The 23,668-nt window shown below is 48.0% G+C and carries 21 protein-coding genes and 1 riboswitch; of the genes, 20 read left to right on the top strand and 1 reads right to left on the bottom strand.

Annotation, left to right across the window (positions count from 1 at the left end; translation table 11 throughout):
• Positions 1–11: 11 nt before the first annotated feature.
• Positions 12–2,411: a phenylalanine--tRNA ligase subunit beta gene (gene pheT, locus AY633_RS11520; RefSeq protein ID WP_068488477.1), complete on the top strand. Its 2,400-nt coding sequence runs from the start codon at positions 12–14 to the stop codon at positions 2,409–2,411.
• A 46-nt stretch (positions 2,412–2,457) separates the two neighbouring features.
• Here pheT and rnhC read toward each other — a convergent pair whose 3' ends face one another.
• Positions 2,458–3,393, bottom strand: a complete 936-nt coding sequence (rnhC, locus tag AY633_RS11515; protein WP_068488476.1) for a ribonuclease HIII — start codon at positions 3,391–3,393, stop codon at positions 2,458–2,460.
• 82 nt (positions 3,394–3,475) lie between these two features.
• Here rnhC and zapA point away from each other — a divergent pair, with 82 nt between their 5' ends.
• The 19 genes from zapA (at position 3,476) to racE (ending at position 23,615) form a co-directional block, all read left to right on the top strand.
• Positions 3,476–3,736: a cell division protein ZapA gene (gene zapA / locus AY633_RS11510; protein ID WP_058381052.1), complete on the top strand. Its 261-nt coding sequence runs from the start codon at positions 3,476–3,478 to the stop codon at positions 3,734–3,736.
• Between the two features lie 5 nt (positions 3,737–3,741).
• Positions 3,742–4,278, top strand: coding sequence for a CvpA family protein (locus AY633_RS11505; protein ID WP_068488475.1), 537 nt, complete (start codon positions 3,742–3,744; stop codon positions 4,276–4,278).
• 61 nt (positions 4,279–4,339) lie between these two features.
• Positions 4,340–6,043, top strand: a complete 1,704-nt coding sequence (polX, locus tag AY633_RS11500) for a DNA polymerase/3'-5' exonuclease PolX (protein WP_068488474.1) — start codon at positions 4,340–4,342, stop codon at positions 6,041–6,043.
• Positions 6,044–6,056: 13 nt separating this feature from the next.
• On the top strand, positions 6,057–8,417 hold the full coding sequence (locus AY633_RS11495; protein WP_068488473.1) for an endonuclease MutS2: 2,361 nt from the start codon (positions 6,057–6,059) through the stop codon (positions 8,415–8,417).
• 21 nt (positions 8,418–8,438) lie between these two features.
• Positions 8,439–8,852 (top strand): DUF350 domain-containing protein, encoded by a 414-nt coding sequence (locus AY633_RS11490; protein WP_068461740.1) that lies wholly within the window; start codon positions 8,439–8,441, stop codon positions 8,850–8,852.
• Between the two features lie 227 nt (positions 8,853–9,079).
• The gene (locus tag AY633_RS11485) at positions 9,080–10,771 is read left to right on the top strand and encodes an AMP-binding protein (protein WP_068461742.1); all 1,692 of its coding nucleotides are present in this window, start codon (positions 9,080–9,082) and stop codon (positions 10,769–10,771) included.
• A 98-nt stretch (positions 10,772–10,869) separates the two neighbouring features.
• Positions 10,870–11,454: a TetR/AcrR family transcriptional regulator gene (locus AY633_RS11480; RefSeq protein ID WP_068488472.1), complete on the top strand. Its 585-nt coding sequence runs from the start codon at positions 10,870–10,872 to the stop codon at positions 11,452–11,454.
• Positions 11,455–11,472: 18 nt separating this feature from the next.
• Positions 11,473–12,246 carry an enoyl-CoA hydratase gene (locus tag AY633_RS11475; protein WP_068488471.1) on the top strand — a complete coding sequence of 258 codons (774 nt, stop codon included), beginning with the start codon at positions 11,473–11,475 and terminating at the stop codon, positions 12,244–12,246.
• 20 nt (positions 12,247–12,266) lie between these two features.
• Positions 12,267–13,040, top strand: coding sequence for an electron transfer flavoprotein subunit beta/FixA family protein (locus AY633_RS11470; RefSeq protein WP_058381044.1), 774 nt, complete (start codon positions 12,267–12,269; stop codon positions 13,038–13,040).
• A 47-nt stretch (positions 13,041–13,087) separates the two neighbouring features.
• Positions 13,088–14,056 (top strand): electron transfer flavoprotein subunit alpha/FixB family protein, encoded by a 969-nt coding sequence (locus AY633_RS11465; protein WP_068488470.1) that lies wholly within the window; start codon positions 13,088–13,090, stop codon positions 14,054–14,056.
• Positions 14,057–14,375: 319 nt separating this feature from the next.
• Positions 14,376–14,690, top strand: a complete 315-nt coding sequence (trxA, locus tag AY633_RS11460) for a thioredoxin (RefSeq protein WP_068488469.1) — start codon at positions 14,376–14,378, stop codon at positions 14,688–14,690.
• Positions 14,691–14,743: 53 nt separating this feature from the next.
• The gene (uvrC, locus tag AY633_RS11455; RefSeq protein ID WP_068488468.1) at positions 14,744–16,537 is read left to right on the top strand and encodes an excinuclease ABC subunit UvrC; all 1,794 of its coding nucleotides are present in this window, start codon (positions 14,744–14,746) and stop codon (positions 16,535–16,537) included.
• Positions 16,538–16,578: 41 nt separating this feature from the next.
• A riboswitch (Lysine riboswitch) is annotated at positions 16,579–16,754 on the top strand.
• A gap of 103 nt (positions 16,755–16,857) precedes the next feature.
• On the top strand, positions 16,858–18,084 hold the full coding sequence (locus AY633_RS11450; RefSeq protein WP_068488467.1) for an aspartate kinase: 1,227 nt from the start codon (positions 16,858–16,860) through the stop codon (positions 18,082–18,084).
• Positions 18,085–18,466: 382 nt separating this feature from the next.
• Positions 18,467–19,078 carry a succinate dehydrogenase cytochrome b558 subunit gene (locus AY633_RS11445; RefSeq protein WP_068488466.1) on the top strand — a complete coding sequence of 204 codons (612 nt, stop codon included), beginning with the start codon at positions 18,467–18,469 and terminating at the stop codon, positions 19,076–19,078.
• Positions 19,079–19,123: 45 nt separating this feature from the next.
• Positions 19,124–20,872, top strand: coding sequence for a succinate dehydrogenase flavoprotein subunit (gene sdhA / locus AY633_RS11440; protein WP_068488465.1), 1,749 nt, complete (start codon positions 19,124–19,126; stop codon positions 20,870–20,872).
• A gap of 25 nt (positions 20,873–20,897) precedes the next feature.
• Positions 20,898–21,668 (top strand): succinate dehydrogenase iron-sulfur subunit, encoded by a 771-nt coding sequence (gene sdhB / locus AY633_RS11435; protein WP_058381037.1) that lies wholly within the window; start codon positions 20,898–20,900, stop codon positions 21,666–21,668.
• 132 nt (positions 21,669–21,800) lie between these two features.
• A complete protein-coding gene (locus tag AY633_RS11430) occupies positions 21,801–22,274 on the top strand; it encodes an acyl-CoA thioesterase (RefSeq protein ID WP_068488464.1) in 474 nt (157 codons plus the stop codon).
• A gap of 68 nt (positions 22,275–22,342) precedes the next feature.
• The gene (locus tag AY633_RS11425) at positions 22,343–22,795 is read left to right on the top strand and encodes a MarR family winged helix-turn-helix transcriptional regulator (protein WP_068488463.1); all 453 of its coding nucleotides are present in this window, start codon (positions 22,343–22,345) and stop codon (positions 22,793–22,795) included.
• A 10-nt stretch (positions 22,796–22,805) separates the two neighbouring features.
• Positions 22,806–23,615: a glutamate racemase gene (racE, locus tag AY633_RS11420; protein WP_068488462.1), complete on the top strand. Its 810-nt coding sequence runs from the start codon at positions 22,806–22,808 to the stop codon at positions 23,613–23,615.
• The last annotated feature ends 53 nt before the right edge of the window (positions 23,616–23,668 follow it).

Here is a 23,668-nt window from a genome sequence, read left to right as displayed (position 1 = left end):
GAGGAACTTTCATGTTAGTATCGACAAAATGGTTAAAAGAATATGTAATTACACAAGAATTGCCGCCGGCAGAACTCGGAGAGAAAATCACCCGGGCAGGCATCGAAGTCGACGCAGTGCTCGACCGTTCAGAAGGCTTGGCGAATTTAGTCGTTGGTTACGTGACGGACTGCGTGAAGCATCCGGAAGCGGACAAATTGTCGATTTGCCAAGTGGATGTCGGAGGTGGGGAAATCGACCAGATCATCTGCGGCGCACCGAATATCGCTAAAGGCCAGTCGGTTATCGTAGCGCGCCCGGGCGCAAAACTTCCAGGCGGTATGAAGATCAAAAAAGCGAAGTTGCGCGGGGAAGTGTCAAACGGCATGATCTGTTCACTTCAGGAACTCGGCATCGAATCGAAATTGGTTCCGAAAAACTATGCAGAAGGCATTTATGTCTTGCCAGAACAAGTGGCACCGGGTACGGATGTATTGTCCTATCTCGACTTGGATGACACGGTCCTTGAACTTGGCCTCACACCGAACCGGGCAGATGCGATGAGCATGCTTGGCGTCGCTTATGAAGTGGGCGCGATTTTGGAAGAGGACGTGCGTTTGCCTGAAATCGACTACCCAGAAGCAGAGGATCGTGCGGAAAGCATGCTGTCGCTCGAAGTGGATGCGCCTGAAGCGAATCCACTTTATGTCGCGAAAGTCGTACGCAATATTAAAGTGAAAGAATCGCCGCTATGGTTGCAGCAACGTTTAATGGCAGCTGGCGTCCGTCCGCACAATAATGTCGTCGACGTGACGAATTATGTGTTGATGGAATATGGCCAACCGCTTCACGCCTTCGATTACGATTCATTGGGCTCTGGAAATATTACTGTCCGCCAGGCAAAAGAAGGCGAAAAAATCACCACACTGGATGACACGGAACGTACGTTATCCGCGCATCAATTGGTTATCACCAACGGCACGGATCCTGTTGCGCTTGCGGGTGTCATGGGCGGTGCAAATTCTGAAGTGAGCGAAGAGACGACAACGGTTGTCATCGAATCCGCGTATTTCGCTGCCGATTCCGTTCGCCGCACATCGAAAGACCATAATCTGAGAAGCGACGCAAGCTCGCGTTTTGAAAAAGGTGTCGATCCGAACCGCGTGATTCCAGCTGCAGAGCGTGCTGCGCAATTGCTCGCACAACTTGCAGAAGGCGAAGTGCTCGCAGGCTCGCTCATCTTTGACCAACTGGACAAACAAGAGCGTACGGTCCGAGTCTCTCCTGACTTTATCAATAGCCGCCTCGGCATGAAAATTCGCTTGGAAGATATGCTCGATATCCTTAGCCGTTTGAAATTCAATACGGAAGCGGCAAATAACCAATTGATCATCGATGTACCGACTCGCCGCCAGGATATCCAAATCGAAGAAGACATCGTGGAAGAAATAGCGCGTCTTTACGGATACGACGAAATTCCGGCAACCTTGCCGCGTACTGATGCGACATCCGGCGGCTTGAGTCCTTACCAGGCGAAACGTCGCATCGCACGACATTTTCTAGAAGGCGCTGGCTTATTGCAGGCGACGACATATTCTTTGACCTCAGAATCTGCAGCGACGCAGTTTGCGCTTGAGTCGACAGAAACGACGCGTCTATTGATGCCGATGAGTGAAGAGCGCAGCACCCTGCGCCAAAGCTTACTGCCTCATTTGCTTGAGTCGCTTTCATACAATACAGCACGCCGTACCGATTCGGTCGCTTTGTATGAAACGGGATCGGTGTTCTTAAAAGGGCAGGACGAATTGCTCGATGAACAAGAGCATTTAGCGATTGTCATGACAGGACTGTGGGTAGACCATAGCTGGCAGGGCGAAAAGAAAGTGGTCGACTTTTTCGTAGCCAAAGGCATCGTAGAAGGCTTAGCTGAAAAATTGGGTCTTGAAGTGTCATTCGAACGTGGCGAAATGGATGGCTTGCATCCGGGCAGAACTGCTTTCATTTTACTTGATGGCAAGCGCATCGGCGTCATTGGCGCATTGCATCCGTCCGAGCAGAAAAAGCGTGATTTAAAAGAAACCGTTGTTGTGGAATTGAATTTGGCGACGTTGCTGACGCGTGAAACAGAGGCACTTGTCTATACTCAAGTTTCCCGCTATCCGACAATTTCACGAGATGTGGCGTTAGTCTTGTCGAACATCGTAGAAGCGCAGACGATTGAAGGCATCATCCGCAAAGCGGGCGGCAAGCTATTGAAAGATGTCCGCGTCTTCGATCTATATGAAGGCGATCGGATGGAACAAGGCAAGAAGTCTTTAGCGTTCTCGCTGAAGTATTTCGATCCAGAAAAAACATTGACTGATGAAGAAGTAAATGCGGTGCATGAGAAAATCATCCATGCACTGACGGAATCAGGAGCGGAACTCCGCTAAAACCAAAAAGCTGTCTTGGACTCACGATGAGCCCAAGACAGCTTTTTTAGTTGCGTTTTTTCTTTAATGCCAAGGCTTGTGCTTTTTTCGTGTTGGCAAAATGAGCTTTCGTGATACTTTTTAGAAATTCTTCCCCGCGTGATAACAGGATTTTTGCTGCAGCTTCGTCGACAATCGCCCCGGCGCCTTTTGGCAAGGTCACTCCGGCAAGCGTGCTGAGTCGGTCCATTTCCTCCAGAAAAGCGACCCGTGCAATGATGGAGGCGCAGGCAACGGATACGTGCAAGTTTTCCGCCTTCGTGGAGAACAGTACATTTTCCCGTATAATGTCTTTTTCCTCAGCGATATGCCGGTAGTAGATGCCACGCTCTGCGAATTGGTCAATTAAAATCGCTTGCGGTTTTTCGGGCGCCATCTTCCGCAAGACGTGTTTCAGCGCTTGATTGTGGAGCATTGCTTTTATCTTGCCTTGAGACCACCCCTGCGCCTGTACTTTATTGTATTTTTCATTGGACAAGGTCAAGACGCTGTGAGGAAATGCTGTTTTCAAGTCGGGCACGATTTTCCGCATATAATCATCCGTCAATTGCTTGGAGTCTTTGACACCGAGTTCCTTGGCGAGCTCTACTTGTTGTGCGGGGACAAAACAAGCGGCAACGGTGATGGGCCCGAAAAAATCGCCTGTTCCGGTTTCATCAGAGCCAAGTACCGAGCGTGTAGCAAAATCGGGCGGCAGTTCGTCGCCTTTTGCTTTGGCCGTTTTCTCTTTAATACTGTCGATAGCCCCCCATTTGGCCGTTTCGCGTTCGGCGCCAGCGCCTTGGAACATGACTTTGCCGGAAGTATAGACGGTAATCATCGTATCCGGCAATTTGGCAGCGAAGCGGGCGTGGGGGTTTTTGGTTGTTATTTCCTTTTCTTGGTAATGTGTGATGAGCCGTTTCAAGGCTTCTTCCTGTAGTTTTAAGACGCTATTGGTCATAGGGAGGCCCCTTTCTTATGATTCACAATCCGCTCGTGTTCGTGTTATGATGGTCTATAGAATTCCAAAGGGGGAACGTGCATTGCAAGAGCAGCATAAAATTCGCACTGTCGTTGATATATATGGCCATACATATAAGATGCTTGGTACTGAGACATCCGGCCATATGAGGCTTGTCGCGTCCATGGTCGATAGCAAGATGCGGGAGATCAACGCCGCCAATCCATCGCTTGACCAGGCAAAACTAGCCGTATTGACTGCGGTAAATGCGACACATGAATATCTTAAACTGAAAGAGCAGCTAGAACAAATGGAAATTGAATTGAATAACTTGAAGGGCTGACGGATATGCTTGATTTAATCTTATTGGTATTGCTTCTAGCGGGAATTTTAGTCGGCTTCAAACGAGGGCTCGTGCTGCAATTTTTGCACATGGTCGGCTTTGTTGTTGCGCTAATTGTCGCTTACACGTATTATAAACCGCTATCGGAAAACTTTGTGTTATGGGTTCCATACCCGACAGTCGATGAGACTTCGCGCTTTGCGATGGCTTTCGAACAATTAAATCTGGACGAAACCTTTTACCAGCTCTTGGCATTCGCACTCATTTTCTTTGTCGTGAAGTTTTTGCTGACGCTGATTGCCTCAATGTTCGATTTTATCAAATACATCCCGGTGCTCGGGTTCTTGAGCCGCATTTTCGGTGCTGTCCTCGGATTAATCGAAGCACACATCCTGTTGTTCATCGGTTTGTATGTATTTGCGCTATTGCCGATCGACGTGATTCAAAACCAAATCGAAAACTCCGGAATCGCACGCGCCATCCTGGAGCATACGCCTTATTTCTCTGAGAAAGTGAAAGAATGGTGGTATATTTATATGTAGTAGGAACTTCTCTCTTACGAGGGGAGTTTTTTTATGAACCGATTAGGGAGGCATGTTTCCGATGAATAAAAAAATTATTATCCGCACTTTGGAAAATATTGCGTTATATATGGAATTAAAAGGGGACAACCCATTCAAAGTATCGGCTTTCCGAAAAGCCGCCCAAGCACTTGAACTGGACCAGCGCAGCTTGGATGAAATCGAAGATGTCACAAAGCTGAAAGGCATCGGAAAAGGGACGGGGGATGTCATTACGGAACTGATTGCGGAAGGGAAATCTTCGGTCCTCGAAGAACTTCAGGAAGAAGTGCCAAAAGGGCTTGTGCCGATGCTCAAATTGCAAGGCCTTGGCGGCAAGAAAATTGCCAAGCTGTACAAAGAACTCGGCGTGGATTCAATGGAATCGCTGAAACAAGCCTGCATTGACGGACGTGTTCAAGCGCTTCCAGGGTTTGGGGCGAAATCAGAAGAGAAAATCCTGCTCGAACTGGAGAACTTTGAAACAGACCCAGGCCGCCATCCTATTTGGAAAACAGAAGAAACGGTGGCATTTATTGAAAACTTGCTAACGACGATTTCCGATGTGGCAAAATTTTCAGTGGCCGGCAGCTTCCGCCGGACGAAAGAGACGAGTAAAGACCTCGACTTTATCGTGGCGACCGATGAACCAGCTAAAGTGAAAGAACAGCTGCTCGCCGGCTTGCCTGTAAAAGAAACGATCGCCTCCGGGGACACGAAAGTATCGGTCGCAGTGGAAGTGGTTGAGCCCATCGATGTCGATTTTCGCTTGGTGGCACCGGAAGAATTCGCAACGGCGCTGCATCATTTTACGGGTTCAAAAGATCATAACGTTCGCATGCGGCAGCTGGCCAAAGCGAAAAAAGAGAAAATCAGCGAATACGGCGTGGAACAAGAAGACGGGTCCGTATTGACTTTCGAAACGGAAGAAGCCTTTTTTGCTCATTTTAATTTGCCTTTCATTCCACCGACCGTCCGCGAAGACGGCCGTGAAATCGATCGGATCGATGAATTGCCATCGCTTGTCTCACTAGATGATATCCGAGGCGACTTGCACATGCACACCACTTGGTCAGATGGCGCTCATTCAATTGATGAAATGATCGACGCTTGCCGTGAACGTGGTTACGAATACATGGTCATCACCGATCATTCGCAATACTTGAAAGTCGCGAACGGCTTGACGCCCGAGCGTCTATTAGAACAAAATGAGAAAATACGTGAAGCGAACGGACGTCATGACAGCATCGACGTAATGTCTGGTACCGAAATGGATATTTTGCCGGATGGCAGTTTGGATTTTGATGATGAAGTGCTTGCGCAATTGGATTTCGTCATTGCCAGTATCCATTCGAGCTTCCAACAGCCGCAAAACCAGATCATGGCACGCATCCTGACGGCGATGAAAAACCCATACGTGCATATGATCGCGCATCCAACTGGCCGCATCGTCGGAAAACGCGATGGCTATAATCCAGACGTCGAACAAATCCTCGATTGGGCCAAAGAATACGGCAAAATCGTCGAATTGAACGCCAGTCCTTACCGCCTTGATCTTGCCGTTGAATGGCTCGTCATGGCGCAGGAAAAGGGAGTTCCGGTCGCTATCAATACTGATGCCCATGCCACGGAAGGCTTGGATGTCATGGCAACTGGGGTTCGTCATGCACAAAAAGCATGGCTGAAAAAAGACAATGTGGTCAATACATGGCCGCTTGAGAAGTTAAGAGATTTCTTGAAACGATAAAGGAGGAGTTTATATGATCGCAGAGCGCGCATTACGAACTCTCGAATTCTATAAAATCCGTGAAGAAGTGGCGGCATTTTGCACATCATCGCTTGGTAAAGGCTTAGTGAAAGAATTATTGCCGTCTACGGATATTGCGGAAGTAAACCGTTTGCTCGAAGAAATGGATGAAGCGGCGCAATTATTGCGCATTAAAAACAATGTGCCAATGGGTGGCATCTCAGATATCCGCCCCCAAGCTAAACGCGCGCAGATCGGCGGGAGTTTGAGTCCGGTGGAATTAATGGAAGTTTCTTCAACCATTCGGGCCAGCCGTATTCTACGCCACTTCCTTGAAGCCATCGATGCAGAAGAGGATATCGCCATTCCCCATTTCATGGAGAAAAAAGAAAGCATGCCGATTTTGACGCAGCTCGAACACGACATCAATGCGTGCATCGATGACAACGGGTCAGTGGTCGACAGTGCCAGTTCTGAACTGCGCAGCATACGTCAGTCCTTGCGCGCGCAAGAAAGCCGTGTGCGTGAAAAGCTTGAGAGCTTAATCCGCGGACGCAATGCATCGAAAATGCTGTCGGATTCGATTGTTACGATCCGCAATGACCGTTTCGTCATTCCGGTCAAGCAAGAATACAGAAGCCATTATGGCGGCATCGTCCATGACCAATCATCTTCTGGCCAAACACTTTTCATTGAACCGGACGCTGTCGTTCAGGCAAACAACGAAGTGCGCCGTCTCAAGCTAAAAGAGCGAGAAGAAATCGACCGCATCCTGCTGATGCTATCAGCTAAGGTGCAGGAAGTCGCGCATGAATTGTTCACCTTGGTCGGCGTACTGGCGGAAGTCGATTTGATCTTGGCGAAAGCCAAATACGGGCAAGCCCATAAATGCTCAAAGCCTGATATGAACACAGAAGGCTATATCAAATTGAAAAAAGCTCGACATCCGCTTATTCCATTAGATGAAGTGGTGCCAAACGATATTGAATTTGGCCGGGATATTACAGCGATCGTCATCACCGGGCCAAATACGGGCGGTAAGACTGTTACCTTGAAAACGGTCGGTTTGTCGACGTTGATGGCGCAGGCAGGGCTTCCTGTTCCGGCGCTTGAAGGCTCCGAACTGGCCGTCTTCGACCAAATTTTTGCCGATATCGGCGACGAGCAATCAATCGAACAAAGCTTAAGTACATTTTCCTCTCACATGGTGAACATTGTCGACATCTTGGAGAAATTTGATGAAAACTCACTCGTCATTTTTGATGAACTCGGTGCCGGTACGGATCCGCAGGAAGGGGCAGCACTTGCCATCTCTCTATTGGACGAAGTGCACGGAAGAGGCGCGCGCGTCATCGCAACGACTCATTATCCGGAACTGAAAGCTTATGGCTACAACCGGGAAGGTGTCGCGAACGCCAGTGTCGAATTCGATGTCGAGACCTTGAGCCCGACATACCGTCTTTTGATTGGAGTGCCGGGACGCAGCAACGCGTTTGAAATTTCCAAGCGTCTTGGCTTACCGGAGCATATCATTTCCCATGCAAAAAGTTTCACCGGGACAGATCGCAAAGAAGTCGATTCGATGATCGCCTCGCTAGAGAAGAGTCGCCGTGAGGCTGAGCAAGATGCAAACCAAACGCGATCTGTACTCGAAGAGTCCGAGAGCTTGAAAGAGGACTTGGCAAAACGCTTGGCGGACTACGAGAGCCGCAAAGAGCTGTTAGAAGACAAGGCCAAAGAAAAGGCGCGTAAAATTGTTGATCAGGCACGCGCTGAAGCGGAAACCGTCATCAAAGAGCTGCGTCAAATGCAGTTGAACCAGCAAACTGGCGTCAAAGAACATCAACTAATTGATGCGAAAAAGCGCTTAGAATCGGCCATGCCGGAAAACCGCGTGTTGAAAAAAGCGAAAAAGAAAAACGAACCAGTCGCTTTAAAGCAAAACGATGAGGTGAAAGTGCTGTCCTACGGGCAAAAAGGGACATTGGTCGAGAAAGTCTCCGATACGGAATGGATCGTTCAAGTTGGCATCCTGAAAATGAAGTTGCCTGAATCCGATCTGAGCTACACCAAACCGGAGAAGCAAAAAGAAACGCGTACGATGACCAGCTTGAAGGGCCGGGAAGGCTATACGAAGATGGAATTGGACCTGCGCGGGGAACGTTACGAGGACGCGCTGTCACGCGTAGAGAAATATTTGGATGATGCGTTGCTGTCGAATTATCATCAAGTCTCCATTATCCACGGAAAAGGAACCGGTGCACTTCGTCAAGGAGTGCAGCAGTACTTGAAAAAACATCCGCGCGTCAAAAGCTATCGCTTTGGGGAGCCGGGTGAAGGCGGCTCAGGCGTAACAGTCGCTGAACTGAAGTAAGGGCGGAAGGGGAGCTTGGACATGCTTGAAGAAGGATTCTGGACACATCCGCTCGTAGAGACGGCTGGCTATTTCAGTGTCGTAGTATTATGCCTGATTGTAGCGATGGTCATTTTTGAGATCGTGACGAAGTATAAAAATTGGGAAGAAATCAAGAGCGGCAATTTAGCAGTAGCAATGGCGACGGGCGGGAAAATTTTCGGCGTCACGAATATTTTCCGCTTTTCCATTGAACAGCATACGACACTTTTTGAAATGATCGGCTGGGGTTTTTTCGGATTCGTGCTATTGATCTTTGCGTATCTTCTCTTTGAGTTTTTGACACCAAAATTCAAAGTGGACGAAGAAATCGCCCGCGACAACCGTTCGGTCGGTTTGATATCGATGACCATTTCGGTTGGGTTGTCATATGTCATTGGAGCGAGTATTTCATAGGAGTTGGAGCGAATGGAAAACCTCATCAAAATTTTAATCGTTTTTTGTATCTTGTTTGTACTTGTGGGAATTGTCTTCTTATTCATCTTTTAAAAGCGGCCTGTGTGCCGTTTTTTTTATGGAGTAAAATAAGAAGGAAAATAATGTTTGAAAGCGTTATCATAATTCTTTATAATTAAAATAGGAATATTCTCACGATTCCGACAAAAGAGGGGGAGGTAGAAAGTATGTCCGAAAAACCGTGGTTAGCCCATTATCCGGAGGAAGTGCCGCACACGCTCACGTACCCGAGCATGCCGGTTCAGGAATATTTGACGAAAGCTTATGAAGACTTTCCGCAGAAAACCGCCATTCATTTCCTAGGCAGGGAACTGAGCTACGAAGAGTTATACGAGTCTGCTATGAAGATGGCCAATTACCTTCAAAAGCTCGGTATTCAAAAAGGCGATCGGGTCTCCATCATGTTGCCAAACTGCCCGCAGGCGGTCATCAGTTTTTACGGAATTCTTTACGCTGGGGGAGTCGTCGTCATGACCAATCCGCTTTACACCGAGCGGGAGATCTCCTATCAAATGAAAGATTCCGGTGCTAAGGCCATCATTGCGTTAGATATTTTATTCCCGCGTATCAACAAAGTGATCAAAGAAACGGAACTCGAAAACGTTATCGTCACGGGCATCAAGGATTATCTGACATTCCCGAAAAATCTAGTGTATCCGTTCATCCAGAAAAAACAATACGGGATGACGGTGAAAGTCGAACATCGGGGAATTAATCACCTCTTTACGGAAATCATGAAAACAGCCTCACCGCAAATTACCAAGCCGCCATTCGATTTTGATGAAGATCTCGCACTATTGCAGTATACCGGAGGCACAACCGGATCGCCAAAAGGCGTTATGCTGACCCATCGAAACCTCATCTCCAATGCAACGATGTGTGACGCATGGTTGTATAAATCGACGCGCGGAGAAGAGACCATCATGGGGATCATCCCATTGTTTCACGTCTACGGATTAACGACGGTCTTGATCTTATCCGTCATGCAAGGCAATAAGATGGTGCTATTGCCGAAGTTCGACCCGGAACAGGCGCTGAAAACGATCAATAAGCAAAAGCCGACCTTGTTCCCAGGAGCACCGACGCTATACATCGGCTTATTGAATCATCCGGACATCCAGAAATACGATCTCTCTTCCATTGAAGCGTGTTTGAGCGGGTCCGCGCCGCTGCCAACGGAAGTACAGGAGAAATTCGAGCGCATCACAGGAGGCAAGCTTGTCGAGGGCTATGGCCTGACCGAAACATCGCCTGTCAGCCACTCGAATCTCGTATGGGGCGACCGGACAAAAGGTTCGATCGGCATGCCTTATCCGGATACAGACTGCGAAATTTTTCTTCCTGGAACAACCGATCCGGTGCCGAACGGCCAGATTGGGGAAATCGCCATCAAGGGCCCTCAAGTGATGAAAGGCTATTGGAACCGGCCGGATGCGACGGCAGCAACAATCGTCGATGGCTGGTTGTTGACTGGAGACCTTGGCTATATGAATGACGAAGGGCAATTCTTTATCGTCGATCGGAAAAAAGACATGATCATCGCTGGAGGGTTCAATATTTATCCGAGGGAAATCGAAGAAGTGCTGTATGAACACGAAGCGATACAGGAATGTGTCGTCGCCGGAATCCCGGATCCGTACCGCGGCGAGACGGTTAAGGCATACATCGTGCTAAAAGAAGGGTATACTGTAACAGAGGAACAACTGGATAAACATTGTCGCGAAAATCTGGCTGCCTTTAAAGTGCCGCGCATCTACGAGTTCCGTAATGAACTTCCGAAGACGGCAGTGGGCAAGATTTTGCGCAGATCCTTAGTGGATGAAGAAATCGCTAAACGCGACGAAGCAATTCCTTCCTGACCTAGGCAAAAGCTTGACACAAATTAAACTAAACGATAATATGAAAATATGAATGAATCGCCATTCATATTTTCATATTTTTTTTGGGTGGTGACAGGATGGTAAAAAAGGATAAACCGAAATATAAGCAAATCATCGACGCTGCGGTCATCGTCATCGCAGAGAATGGTTACCACCAAGCGCAAGTTTCGAAAATTGCCAAGCAAGCAGGTGTAGCAGACGGGACAATATATTTGTATTTCAAGAATAAAGAAGACATTCTCATTTCTGTCTTCGAAGAGAAGATGGGCGTATTCGTCAGTGAGTTGGAGAAAATTATCGCGAAAGACGCAAGTGCCGCGGATCAGCTTGGCATGATGATCAATAGCCATTTCAGTTTGCTCGCGAGCGATCTTCACTTAGCGATTGTGACGCAGCTTGAATTGCGGCAATCCAATCACGACATCCGCATGAAGATTAATAATGTATTGCGAGGCTATTTGAAATTAATGGATCGGATTTTGGTCAGCGGCATCGAGTCGGGAGAATTTGATCAAAATATGGATATTCGTTTAGCTCGCCAGATGGTTTTTGGTACAATGGATGAGACCATTACTACATGGGTGATGAACGATCACAAATATGATTTGGTCGAACTCGCACCGAAAGTGCAGCGCTTATTGCTTAAAGGCATGCAAGCGTAAAAGGGAGGGGATGAGCAGGTGGAATTTATCAGCTGGAAAAAAGAAGACGGGGTAGCGATTGCAACAATCAACCGGCCGCCGGCAAATGCGTTGTCTCGCGCGCTGATTTTAGAAGTCGATGCACTTCTAGATGAAGTGGAAAATGATTCAGATGTTCGTGCCATCGTTTTGCACGGGGAAGGGCGCTTCTTCTCGGCTGGAGCCGACATCAAAGAGTTCACGCAAGTAACATCAGGGGAAGAATTTTCAAAACTGTCGGCTAGTGGCCAAGCTGTTTTTGAACGCGTGGAAACCTTCCACAAGCCGGTCATCGCAGCTATCCACGGGGCAGCGCTCGGCGGAGGTTTAGAGCTTGCGATGAGTTGCCATATGCGTTTTGTTACAGAAAATGCTAAACTGGGATTGCCGGAACTTCAACTGGGTTTGATTCCAGGATTTGCCGGAACACAGCGCTTGCCGCGTTACGTCGGAGTGGCTAAGGCTGCTGAAATGCTCTTGACGAGTGATCCGATTACAGGCACAGAAGCGGTGCAGCTCGGTCTTGCGAACCGTTTTTACGGCGAAGAAGAACTTCTTTCGCAAACGCTTTCAATTGCGAAGAAAATTGCGAAAAAGAGTCCGGTATCTGTTAAGGCAGCGATTGACATGCTTCAGTATTCGAAGCGCGGCGCTTTTGAAGAAGGGGTCAAGGCAGAAGCGGATTCATTCGGTACGGTTTTCGTATCGGAAGACGCAAAGGAAGGCATTAGCGCTTTCCTGGAAAAACGCGAAGCACAATTTAAAGGGAAATAATACTTGGGAGGTTTACGTTCATGAACATTTATGTATTGGTAAAACGTACGTTTGACACAGAAGAAAAGCTGGTTGTTTCCGGTGGCCAGATTCAAGAAGATGGCGCTGAATTCATCATCAACCCATATGACGAGTATGCAATCGAAGAGGCCATTACGGTCCGTGACGCTCACGGCGGCGAAGTGACAGTGGTCACGATCGGCGACGAGGAAGCTGAAAAGCAATTGCGCACTGCACTAGCAATGGGCGCTGATAAAGCGGTGTTGATCAACACCGAAGATGATGTAGAAGAAATGGACCAGTTTACGGCAGCATACATACTGGCAGAATACTTGAAAGATAAAGAAGCGGACTTGATCCTTGCAGGAAACGTAGCCATCGATGGCGGTTCCGGACAAGTCGGACCACGCGTAGCTGATCTTTTGGACATCAACTATGTAACGACTATCACGAGCTTGGAAATCGAAGGCGAAACGGTGAAAATCGTCCGTGATATCGAAGGGGACGCAGAAGAGTTGGAAACTTCTTTGCCTCTATTGGTCACAGCTCAGCAAGGCTTGAACGAGCCGCGCTATCCTTCACTTCCAGGGATCATGAAAGCGAAGAAAAAACCGCTTGAAGAGCTGGAACTAGATGATTTGGATATCGATGAAGAGGATGTAGAAGCGAAAACCGAAACGATCGAGGTTTACTTGCCACCGAAAAAACAAGCCGGCCGTATTTTGGAAGGCGAAATCCCGAGCCAAGTGTCTGAACTTGTCAGCTTGCTTCGCTCTGAAGCGAAAGTTATATAAACGTACGCTACATTTATTTTCACATCTACTTAGGGGGTTAACGGACTATGTCGAAAAAAGTATTAGTATTGGGCGAAACGCGCGAAGGCGCTTTGCGCAACGTATCATTTGAAGCAATTGCCGCAGCGAAGAAAATTTCAGGCGGCAGAGAAGTCGTCGCTGTCCTGCTCGGTGAAGCGGTGAGCGAATTTGGAAACGAATTGATAGCGTATGGCGCAGACCGCGTCATCACTGTTGAACATCCACACTTGAAATCCTATACATCTGACGGCTATGGCCAAGCATTCATGGCGGTCGTTGACCAGGAACAGCCAGAAGCGATTGTCTTCGGTCATACGGCAGTCGGAAAAGACCTATCGCCGAAAATTGCATCGAAATTGCAAACTGGTTTGATCTCAGACGTTACGGATATTGAAGGCGAAGGCGCAGATGCTGTCTTTATCCGCCCGATCTATTCCGGGAAAGCTTTTGAAAAAGTGAAGCTGAAAGAAGACGGTGTAGTCTTCATCAGCGTGCGTCCGAATAACATTGCGCCACTTGAGCGCGAAGAGCGTTCTGGTGACGTATCGAGCTTGTCGGTCGATATTACGAACTTGCGCACGATCATCAAAAACGTCGTCCGCAAATCCGCAGAAGGCGTAGATCTTTCCGAAGCGAAGGTCATTATCGCTGGCGGGCGTGGCGTCAAGAGCAAAGACGGTTTCGAGCCTTTGCAGGAACTGGCTGACCTCCTTGGCGGCGCTGTCGGTGCATCACGCGGTGCGTGTGACGCGGATTATTGCGATTACTCCTTGCAAATCGGACAGACGGGGAAAGTCGTTACCCCTGATTTGTATATTGCAGCAGGGATTTCCGGCGCGATTCAGCACATGGCGGGAATGTCCAACTCTAAAGTCATCGTCGCGATCAACAAAGACCCTGAAGCGAATATCTTCAAAGTGGCAGATTACGGAATCGTCGGAGACCTATTCGACGTTATCCCGTTGCTCACGGAAGAATTCAAGAAAGTTATGTAATTCAGTAGCCCGCATTAATGCGGGCTGTTTTTTTTGCAACTGGATATGGAGCGAAAGGGGCCGACTCCTGCGGAAAAAGTGGGTTTGAGAGACCCCGGAATGAGCGTAGCGAATGAGGAGGCTCGATGCCCACTCCGCGGAAAGCGTGCCCCTGTAGCGGAATCTTTCTGACTTTTAAGTACATTACCTACATCAAACCCAGTCCGTTTAACGGCATCGACAGCCGGGTATGGAAGGACTAGGCAAATAAATAGCTAGCGTAAATCACGTCTGCTATAATCGAAATATAGTTTGGTTATCACTTAAGGAGGAATTATACATGGCAATCGTTAAAGGTACAGATCAGAATTTCAAACAAGAAGTTTCAGAAGGACTCGTATTGGTAGACTTTTGGGCTGCATGGTGCGGACCTTGTAAAATGATCGCTCCAGTTCTTGAAGAACTTGATGCAGACATGGACGACAAAGTGAAAATCGTAAAAGTGGATGTTGATGAAAACCAACAAACAGCTAGTGAATACGGCATCATGTCCATCCCGACACTTCTTTTCATGAAAAATGGCGAAACGGTCGATAAAGTTGTCGGCTTCCGTCCAAAAGAAGCTTTGGCTGAATTGGTTGAAAAACACGCATAATTCCAAAACCGGGTCCCATTCGTGGAACCCGGTTTTTTAAATAGGGTGAGAAAATGAAAAATGAGATGATTCAACATAAATTAGCAGTATTGCCGGATCAGCCGGGTTGCTATTTGATGAAAGATCGACAAGGGACCATCATCTATGTGGGCAAGGCGAAAGTGCTGAAAAACCGTGTGCGTTCTTATTTTACGGGCAGCCACGATACAAAAACGCAGCGCCTTGTCAACGAGATCGAGGATTTTGAATACATTGTTACGTCTTCTGACAAAGAAGCCTTGATTCTCGAATTGACCTTGATCAAAAAGCATGATCCGAAATACAATATCCGGTTAAAAGACAATAAGACCTATCCGTATTTGAAAATTACGGGCGAGCGGCATCCGAAACTGGTCATTACCCGTCAAGTCAAAAAAGACAAAGGGAAATATTTCGGCCCTTATCCGAATGCCTACGCAGCGAGCGAAACGAAAAAGCTGCTGGACCGGTTGTATCCGCTCCGCAAATGCCATACGATGCCGGACCGTGTTTGCCTGTACTACCATCTCGGACAATGCCTAGCGCCCTGCGTTAAGCCGGTGGAGAAAGATACGTATAAGGAAATGATCGATGGCATTAGCCGTTTTCTCAACGGCGGATTTCGTGATGTCAAGCAAGACCTGACGGAGAAGATGAGTGAAGCGGCAGAGAACCTGGAGTTCGAGCGGGCAAAAGAATACCGCGACCAAATCAGCCATATCGAATCGGTCATGGAAAAACAGAAAATGGCGATGAACGATTTCACCAACCGCGACGTTTTCGCTTATGCGGTCGATAAAGGCTGGATATGCATACAGGTCTTCTTTGTGCGGCAAGGAAAGCTGATCGAACGCGAAGTTTCGATGTTTCCTTTATACCGAGACCCGGATGAAGAATTTTTGACTTTCCTTGGACAGTTTTATGAAAAACCGGATCATATCAAGCCAAATGAAATCTTGCTGCAAGAAACTGAAGATGCAGAATTCCTTAAAGAGTGGCTCGGGGCGAAAGTGCTCGTCCCGCAGCGCGGTAAGAAAAAAGATTTGGTGCAACTCGCGCAAAAAAATGCGGAAATTGCCATCAAGGAAAAATTCCAGCTGCTTGAGCGTCAAGAAGAACGGACGGTCGGTGCTTGCAACGAACTGGGCGAAGCAATGAATATCCACACGCCTTTGCGCATTGAAGCATTCGATAACTCCCATATCCAAGGAGCGGATGCCGTATCGGCGATGGTTGTCTTCATTGACGGCAAACCATCGAAGAAAGATTACCGGAAATACAAAACGCGCTCTGCCCAAAAGCCCGATGATTATGCGGCCATGCGTGAAGTGGTTCGCAGGCGCTATAGCCGCGTGCTGAAGGACGGCTTGCCTTTGCCTGACTTGATCATTATCGATGGCGGCAAAGGCCAAATCGAATCGGCACGCGAAATCGTCGAAGACGAACTTGGCCTCGACATCCCAATCGCGGGTCTCGCTAAAGATGCCAAGCACCAAACTTCCCAGTTGCTGTACGGCAACCCAATCGAGATGGTGGAACTTAAACGCACAAGCGAAGCATTTTATTTATTGCAGCGCATACAAGATGAAGTGCACCGATTCGTCATCACGTTCCACCGCCAATTGCGCGGCAAGAATTCGATTCAATCCGCACTCGACGGTCTGCAAGGTGTCGGGCCGAAGCGCAAGCAACAATTGTTGAAGCATTTTGGGTCGGTGCGAAAAATCAAAGAAGCGAATGCTGCGGAAATCCAACAGGCAGGTATTCCCGAGAAGCTGGCCGCAGAAATCGAACAGCATTTTAAGGAACAGCCGTTGCAACAAGAATAACTTCATGGTATTGTAAGAACACAATTGAATCACTTGTAAAAAGTGATGATAGAGGAGCGGACGTCAAGAGTAAGCATTCCGAGATTTGCAGAATCTGCGAAGGATGCCGAAAGGGACGCCCGCCGAAGTTTACGTCGCACTGCTTGCGCGTATGCTGGTTCTGCATTTAAGAAATGCAGGGCTGTCAGAGTTTAAACTCTGGAGGGCTATCTCACATGGACGTTTGAAATCGTACATGAGAAGAGAGGTAGCTTGCCGGGCAATCGGCGAGTTGCCTCTTTTTTGTTGAGGGCCACTTAACTTAAGTGGGAGTGGAGAGAATGACAACAATCGTAATGAAATTCGGCGGGACGTCTGTGGCGTCTCCGGAGAAAATCTTAGGCGTGGCAAGACGCGCCATCCGGGAAAAACAGCAAGGCAAACGCGTCGTCATCGTCGTTTCCGCGATGGGCAAGACGACTGACACGCTGCTAGGACTGGCGGAAGAGATTTCTGGTGAGCCGCCAAAGCGTGAAATGGATATGTTGCTTGCAACTGGCGAACAAGTGACCATTTCGCTATTAGCGATGGCCTTTAAGCAGCTTGGCCATGATGCATTAAGCTTTACCGGGTGGCAGGCAGGAATCGAGACGGAATCGGTTCCGCGCAATGCGCGCATCGAAACCATCCATACCGAGCGTTTGGAAGAAGCGCTTGACCTCGGCTTGTTCTGCGTGGTCGCAGGGTTCCAAGGCGTCGATAAGAGCGGCAATATCACAACACTCGGCCGCGGTGGTTCCGATACAACGGCTGTGGCGCTTGCCGGCGCACTAGGCGCGGAAAAATGTGAGATTTATACAGACGTTGACGGAGTCTACACATCCGATCCCCGTTATGTCACAGGCGCCCGCAAGCTCGAACAAATTTCATACGACGAAATGCTTGAACTGGCGAATCTGGGTGCGGGCGTACTTCATCCGCGCGCTGTGGAATTTGCTAAGAACAATCAAGTGCCCCTGTCTGTACGGGCCAGCTACTCGGATGAGCCGGGGACTATCATTCAAGAGGTGATCACTGTGGAAAAAAATCTAATCGTGCGCGGTGTGGCGTTTGAAAAAGACATCGCCCGGATTACTATTAGTTACACGAAGCCGTTTAACGGGTCGCTCGCCAATATTTTCACGATCTTAGCGGATCATTTCATCGATGTCGATATTATTGTGCAAAGCATTAGCGAAGAGTTTCCGCCATCTGTTTCGTTCTCCATCAAAGAAGACAGCCTGGCAGAAGCGCAGCGCGTGTTGTCGGAAGCGCAAGAGCATATCGGCTATAACGCCATCGATATCGAAACCGGCTTGGCGAAAGTCTCCATCGTCGGCTCCGGAATGGTATCGAATCCAGGTGTCGCGGCAAGAATGTTCGACATTCTTCGCACGCAGGATGTGCCAGTAAAAATGGTCAGCACTTCAGAAATCAAAGTCTCTGTCGTCGTGCCGGCAAGCAAAATGGAGAGCTCAGCGAATGCGCTTCACGACGCATATGAACTAACGCCAGCTTCTGTCAGATAAGCGAAAAGCCCAGCCGAGCTGGGCTTTTTTCTGTTGCTGATTGATTGTGTAAAGATTCACATTTTGTTCAAATTTGAAATCGTGTCGCAGGAGTCCTAGACGAGCTTATAAATACTCGAAACAGATGCCTGTATCTCAGCTGTTTCGAAATAAAAATATAGCTTTTCATGAATTCTTTCCTATTTATTATCTGGAAAAGGCCCCCTAAACCCTAGATAGGAAGCGCTTAAAAACGCTCCCTTGCCTTGACGCTCCTAGAGGGGGGGAGTACAATAAATATGTCATATTCTTGTACATGATGCTTACAGTGACGTGAAGATATTTTCCTGATATAGGGAAATGTTTACGTTGCCAACAAATGTTTTTGAGGGGGGTAAAATTTTTGGATAACAATCGTGAATTTTTAATGCGCAGGCTGCACTCTTTACTCGGGGTCATTCCAATCGGATTGTTCTTGACGCAGCATTTGATCGTCAACCATTTCGCTACGCAAGGCGTGGAAGCGTTTAACCAAGCTGCCCACTTCATGGCAAATCTTCCATTCGTCATTTTCCTGGAGATTTTCGTCATCTACTTGCCGCTAATGTATCATGCTTTCTACGGATTATACATAGCGTTCACGGCGAAAAACAACCCGGGACATTACAGCTATATGCGCAACTTGTTGTTTGTTGCACAGCGCTACACCGGGGTTTTCCTAGTGGTCTTTATCGCATGGCACATTTTTGAGACAAGGTTCCAAGTGGCGATTGGCGCAGGTGAAGCAGATTTCAACATGATGGAAAACATCTTGTCGAATCCGTTGATGTTTGCGTTTTATGTTGTCGGTGTCTTGTCTGCAACGTTCCACTTTGCGAACGGATTGTGGTCTTTCCTGGTTACGTGGGGAGTCACGGTTTCAGCGAAAGCACAGCGCTACTCAACTTATTTCACACTTCTAGTCTTTATTGTATTATCGATCATTGGTATCAGAGCATTGTTTGCATTCATTTAAGAATGTCCTAAACATTGGTGAATTAAAAGAGGAGTGAACAGTACAATGGCGAAAGGCAAAATTTCTATCGTCGGTGGGGGACTAGCTGGCTTAATGGCAGCGATCAAAGTTGCCGAAGCAGGAGCACCTGCCGATCTATTTTCCATCGTTCCCGTTAAACGGTCTCACTCTGTGTGCGCACAGGGCGGCATTAACGGAGCGGTGAATACAAAAGGTGAAGGGGATTCCCCAGCAATTCACTTGGACGACACCGTTTACGGCGGTGACTTCCTAGCGAACCAAAGACCGGTTAAAGCGATGGCCGATGCAGCACCTGGCATCATCCGCCTGCTTGACCGCATGGGCGTCATGTTCAACCGTACACCAGAAGGCTTGCTCGACTTCCGCCGTTTCGGCGGGACGATGCACCACAGAACAGCATTTGCCGGCGCAACGACTGGCCAACAATTGCTTTATGCACTTGATGAGCAAGTCCGCCGCTATGAAGTAGCAGGACTCATCACGAAGTATGAAGGTTGGGAATTCCTTGGCCTCGTTATCGATGATGAAGGCGCATCAAAAGGAATCACGGCACAGAACTTGACGTCAATGGAGATCAAATCGTTCCGTTCAGACGCTGTTATCATGGCGACTGGCGGACCTGGGATTATCTTCGGGAAATCCACAAACTCAGTCATCAACACAGGTTCTGCTGCATCGATCGTTTATCAGCAAGGCGCTTATTATGCGAACGGCGAATTCATTCAAATCCACCCAACAGCGATTCCTGGCGACGACAAGCTCCGCTTGATGTCAGAATCTGCACGCGGTGAAGGCGGACGGATTTGGACGTATAAAGATGGCAAGCCTTGGTACTTCCTAGAAGAAAAGTATCCGGCTTACGGAAACTTGGTTCCTCGTGACATCGCGACACGCGAAATCTTCGACGTGTGCGTTAACCAAAAGCTCGGCATCAACGGCGAGAACATGGTGTACTTGGACCTTTCTCATAAAGATTCGAAAGAACTCGACATCAAATTGGGCGGCATCATCGAAATTTACGAGAAATTCACGGGCGACGATCCACGCAAAGTACCGATGAAAATCTTCCCGGCTGTACACTATTCAATGGGCGGACTATGGGTTGACGACCATCAGATGACGAACATCCCTGGCGTTTTGGCAGCAGGTGAATGTGATTATTCCCAGCATGGTGCAAACCGCCTCGGGGCCAACTCACTCCTGTCAGCTATTTACGGCGGCATGGTTGCTGGGCCGAATGCTCTTGAATATGTCAAAGGCTTGGAAGTTCTTGCAGAAGACTTGCCAAACGATATTTACGAAAAGCATGAAGCTGAAGAACAGCGTAAATGGGATGAAATTCTTGCGCTTGACGGAACAGAAAATGCTTACGTCCTGCACAAGGAACTAGGAGAATGGATGACGGACAACGTGACGGTCGTGCGCTATAATGACCGCCTCGAAGAAACGGACCGTAAAATTCAGGAACTGCTTGAACGCTTTAACCATATCAGCATGACGGATACGCAACTTTGGAGCAACCAAGGGGCAATGTTTACTCGCCAGCTGAAAAATATGCTACATTTAGCACGTGTCATCACTATCGGTGCATTAAAGCGCAACGAAAGCCGCGGCGCTCATTACAAACCGGAATTCCCGGAACGTAATGATGAGGAATTCCTGAAGACGACTATGGCGAAGTTCAATGGCTATGATGCGCCGATCTTCCATTATGAAGAAGTCGACACTGGCTTGATCCCGCCACGCAAACGCGACTATTCCGCGAAAGCATAGCATTATAGAAGGGAGCTAATTCACTATGGGTGAAGCAGCAAAAACGGTTATTTTCGAAATCGAACGCCAAAACTCCACAGACGAAAGTTCGTACTGGGAAAAGTTCGAATTGCCATATCGTGCCAACATGAACGTCATTTCTGCGTTGATGGAAATTCGACGCAACCCGGTCAATATGGACGGGAAGAAAACAACTCCAGTCAACTGGGACATGAACTGCCTTGAGGAAGTTTGTGGGGCTTGTTCTATGGTCATCAATGGCAAAGCACGCCAGTCTTGTACGGCGCTTGTCGACCAATTGGAACAACCAATCCGTCTTCAGCCGATGAGAACATTCCCGGTCGTCCGCGATTTGATCGTAGACCGCAGCCGCATGTTCGACTCACTGAAGAAAGTCAAAGCGTGGGTGCCGATCGACGGTACGCATGATCTTGGCGAAGGTCCGCGTATGCCTGAACGCAAACGCCAATGGGCTTATGAATTGTCTAAATGCATGACGTGCGGCGTATGCTTAGAAGCCTGCCCGAACGTTAACGATAAATCCGACTTTATCGGCGCAGCGCCTCTTTCTCAAGTACGCTTGATGAACGCGCACCCAACAGGCTCCATGAACCGTGATGAGCGTTTGAACGCGATCATGGGAGAAGGCGGCCTTGCGGATTGCGGTAACTCACAAAACTGTGTGGAATCTTGCCCGAAAGGCATTCCATTGACAACGTCAATCGCAGCTTTGAACCGCGATGTCAGCATCCAAATGTTCCGTAATTTCTTCGGAAGCGATCATATGGTCGACTAATCCTAACTCCGCCTTTATGGCGGAGTTTTTTTGTATCAATGGAAAATCAATGAGCTTGGCTGAAACAGATGTCCTTTGCGCTAGTTTTTGCTATACTATCAAGATGACAAGCGTTTTACAGGGGGAACTGAAATGACAGCGGCATACATAGAAGATTTCGATCAATGGCAGCAAGGGTTTAGTTTTTATGCACCGGTCCATGTTCGTTTTTCAGAAACGGACATGTTCGGGCATGTCAATAACACAGTGCCGATTGCTTATTTTGAGTACGCACGAATCGAGTTCATGAAAGAAGTCGGCTTGATGCAAGCGTGGCTTTCAAAAAACAGCGATTTAATACCCGTCGTAGCGGATATGCAAGTCGATTTTGTCCGCCAAGTGTTTTTCGATGAGCAATTGAAAGTGTTCGTAAAAGTAGAGTCAATTGGAAACTCGTCCGCCGATCTTCATTATTGGGCAGTAAATGACAAGCATGAAACTTGTTTCACCGGCAGAGGCGCCATTGTCCAAATCTCGAAAGCAAGCGGCAAAGGGCATCCATGGAGCGATCAAGATAAGGCAATGTTGCAAAATGGAAGCCTGACTTCCGCCGGCAATAAAAACTAACCGTGCCTGACGGCTTCAAAAACTTTACGATGAAACAAATACCAGTAGCTAGGGAGTGAGCCAAGCCAATGACCGAAGACAACTTAAACCATCGCCACGATTTAGAGCATGTGGCATTTATGGAAAAGGAATTGCGTTATATATCAGGAATCATCAAGCAAAAAGGCCGTGAAATCCTCAATTCGTATACCATCACGCCGCCACAATTTGTGGCATTGCAATGGCTATTCGAGCACGGCGATATGACCATCGGCGATTTGTCGAACAAAATGTTTCTGGCGTTCAGCACCACGACTGATTTGGTCGATCGAATGGAGAAAAATGACTTGGTCGTACGCATTCGCGAGGAACAAGATCGCCGCGTCGTACGTATTAAGTTATTAAAAGAAGGCGAACGGATTATCGAAGAAGTAATCAAGAAGCGCCAAGAATATTTAGAAGCAGTGCTGGATGACTTCAGTGAAGAAGAAGTCGAGCAATTTTCGAGTTTGTTGGAGAAAATGCATATCAACATGAAATAGGAGCGGGGCTATGACATCGAATGCGCCAATCGGAGTAATTGATTCAGGCGTCGGCGGGTTAACCGTCGCCAAAGAAATCATGAAACTTCTACCTAATGAGAAAATTTGTTACATCGGCGATAATGCCCGCTGCCCGTATGGCCCGCGCCCTCTTGCGGAAGTTCGGCGCTATACGTGGCAAATGGCAGAAGCGCTCATGAAAATGAATATTAAAATGCTCGTCATCGCGTGCAACACCGCGACCGCTGCAGCGCTCAATTCCTTGCAAAAAAAATTGCCGATTCCAGTCATCGGCGTCATTTTTCCGGGAGCGCGTGCAGCGATCAAGTCCTCTTCGACGAAAAAAATTGCGGTTCTCGGCACTTCCGGGACCGTTAAAAGTGGGGCATATGAAAAAGCGATCAAGTCGCTCGTTTCTGCGTCTGACGTCATCCAATTGGCATGTCCACGTTTTGTTCCACTTGTGGAAAGTGATGAGTATGAAGGGGAGTTTGCCCGCCGCATGGTAGCGGAGACTTTATCGGCGATTAAATCAAAGGAGTTCGATACCGCTATCCTTGGCTGCACCCATTATCCATTATTGCAAGGCTTTATTGAACAAGAGCTTGGCAGTACGGTGACGGTTTTGTCATCAGCGCAGGAAACTGCGAAAGATGTAGCTCGTCATTTGAGTTTCGCGGACAAATTTGCGGATCGCCGCAAACCACCTGTCCATCAGTTTTATACATCCGGTTCGACAGCGATTTTCCGCACGATTATCAAGAAATGGCTCGCCATTGAAAATCCGTGCATCCATTCGATCCAGTTCCCGAAACCCTGACGGCATAGCCTCTGGGTTTTTGTCGTCAAAGAAGAATTATGGTAAGATTTTTT

This window comes from Planococcus maritimus (assembly GCF_001592825.1).
GTDB classification, from domain to species: domain Bacteria; phylum Bacillota; class Bacilli; order Bacillales_A; family Planococcaceae; genus Planococcus; species Planococcus maritimus_C.
The sequence above is the reverse complement of the archived record's forward strand: the minus strand, read 5'-3'. Positions and strand labels throughout refer to the sequence as shown.

Coding starts and splice junctions, on each gene's coding strand:
- pheT (WP_068488477.1), top strand. CDS start 12: ATGTTAGTATCGACAAAATGGTTAAAAGAATATGTAATTACACAAGAA.
- rnhC (WP_068488476.1), bottom strand. CDS start 3,393: ATGACCAATAGCGTCTTAAAACTACAGGAAGAAGCCTTGAAACGGCTC.
- AY633_RS11505 (WP_068488475.1), top strand. CDS start 3,742: ATGCTTGATTTAATCTTATTGGTATTGCTTCTAGCGGGAATTTTAGTC.
- polX (WP_068488474.1), top strand. CDS start 4,340: ATGAATAAAAAAATTATTATCCGCACTTTGGAAAATATTGCGTTATAT.
- AY633_RS11495 (WP_068488473.1), top strand. CDS start 6,057: ATGATCGCAGAGCGCGCATTACGAACTCTCGAATTCTATAAAATCCGT.
- AY633_RS11490 (WP_068461740.1), top strand. CDS start 8,439: ATGCTTGAAGAAGGATTCTGGACACATCCGCTCGTAGAGACGGCTGGC.
- AY633_RS11485 (WP_068461742.1), top strand. CDS start 9,080: ATGTCCGAAAAACCGTGGTTAGCCCATTATCCGGAGGAAGTGCCGCAC.
- AY633_RS11480 (WP_068488472.1), top strand. CDS start 10,870: ATGGTAAAAAAGGATAAACCGAAATATAAGCAAATCATCGACGCTGCG.
- AY633_RS11470 (WP_058381044.1), top strand. CDS start 12,267: ATGAACATTTATGTATTGGTAAAACGTACGTTTGACACAGAAGAAAAG.
- AY633_RS11465 (WP_068488470.1), top strand. CDS start 13,088: ATGTCGAAAAAAGTATTAGTATTGGGCGAAACGCGCGAAGGCGCTTTG.
- trxA (WP_068488469.1), top strand. CDS start 14,376: ATGGCAATCGTTAAAGGTACAGATCAGAATTTCAAACAAGAAGTTTCA.
- uvrC (WP_068488468.1), top strand. CDS start 14,744: ATGAAAAATGAGATGATTCAACATAAATTAGCAGTATTGCCGGATCAG.
- AY633_RS11450 (WP_068488467.1), top strand. CDS start 16,858: ATGACAACAATCGTAATGAAATTCGGCGGGACGTCTGTGGCGTCTCCG.
- sdhA (WP_068488465.1), top strand. CDS start 19,124: ATGGCGAAAGGCAAAATTTCTATCGTCGGTGGGGGACTAGCTGGCTTA.
- sdhB (WP_058381037.1), top strand. CDS start 20,898: ATGGGTGAAGCAGCAAAAACGGTTATTTTCGAAATCGAACGCCAAAAC.
- AY633_RS11430 (WP_068488464.1), top strand. CDS start 21,801: ATGACAGCGGCATACATAGAAGATTTCGATCAATGGCAGCAAGGGTTT.
- AY633_RS11425 (WP_068488463.1), top strand. CDS start 22,343: ATGACCGAAGACAACTTAAACCATCGCCACGATTTAGAGCATGTGGCA.
- racE (WP_068488462.1), top strand. CDS start 22,806: ATGACATCGAATGCGCCAATCGGAGTAATTGATTCAGGCGTCGGCGGG.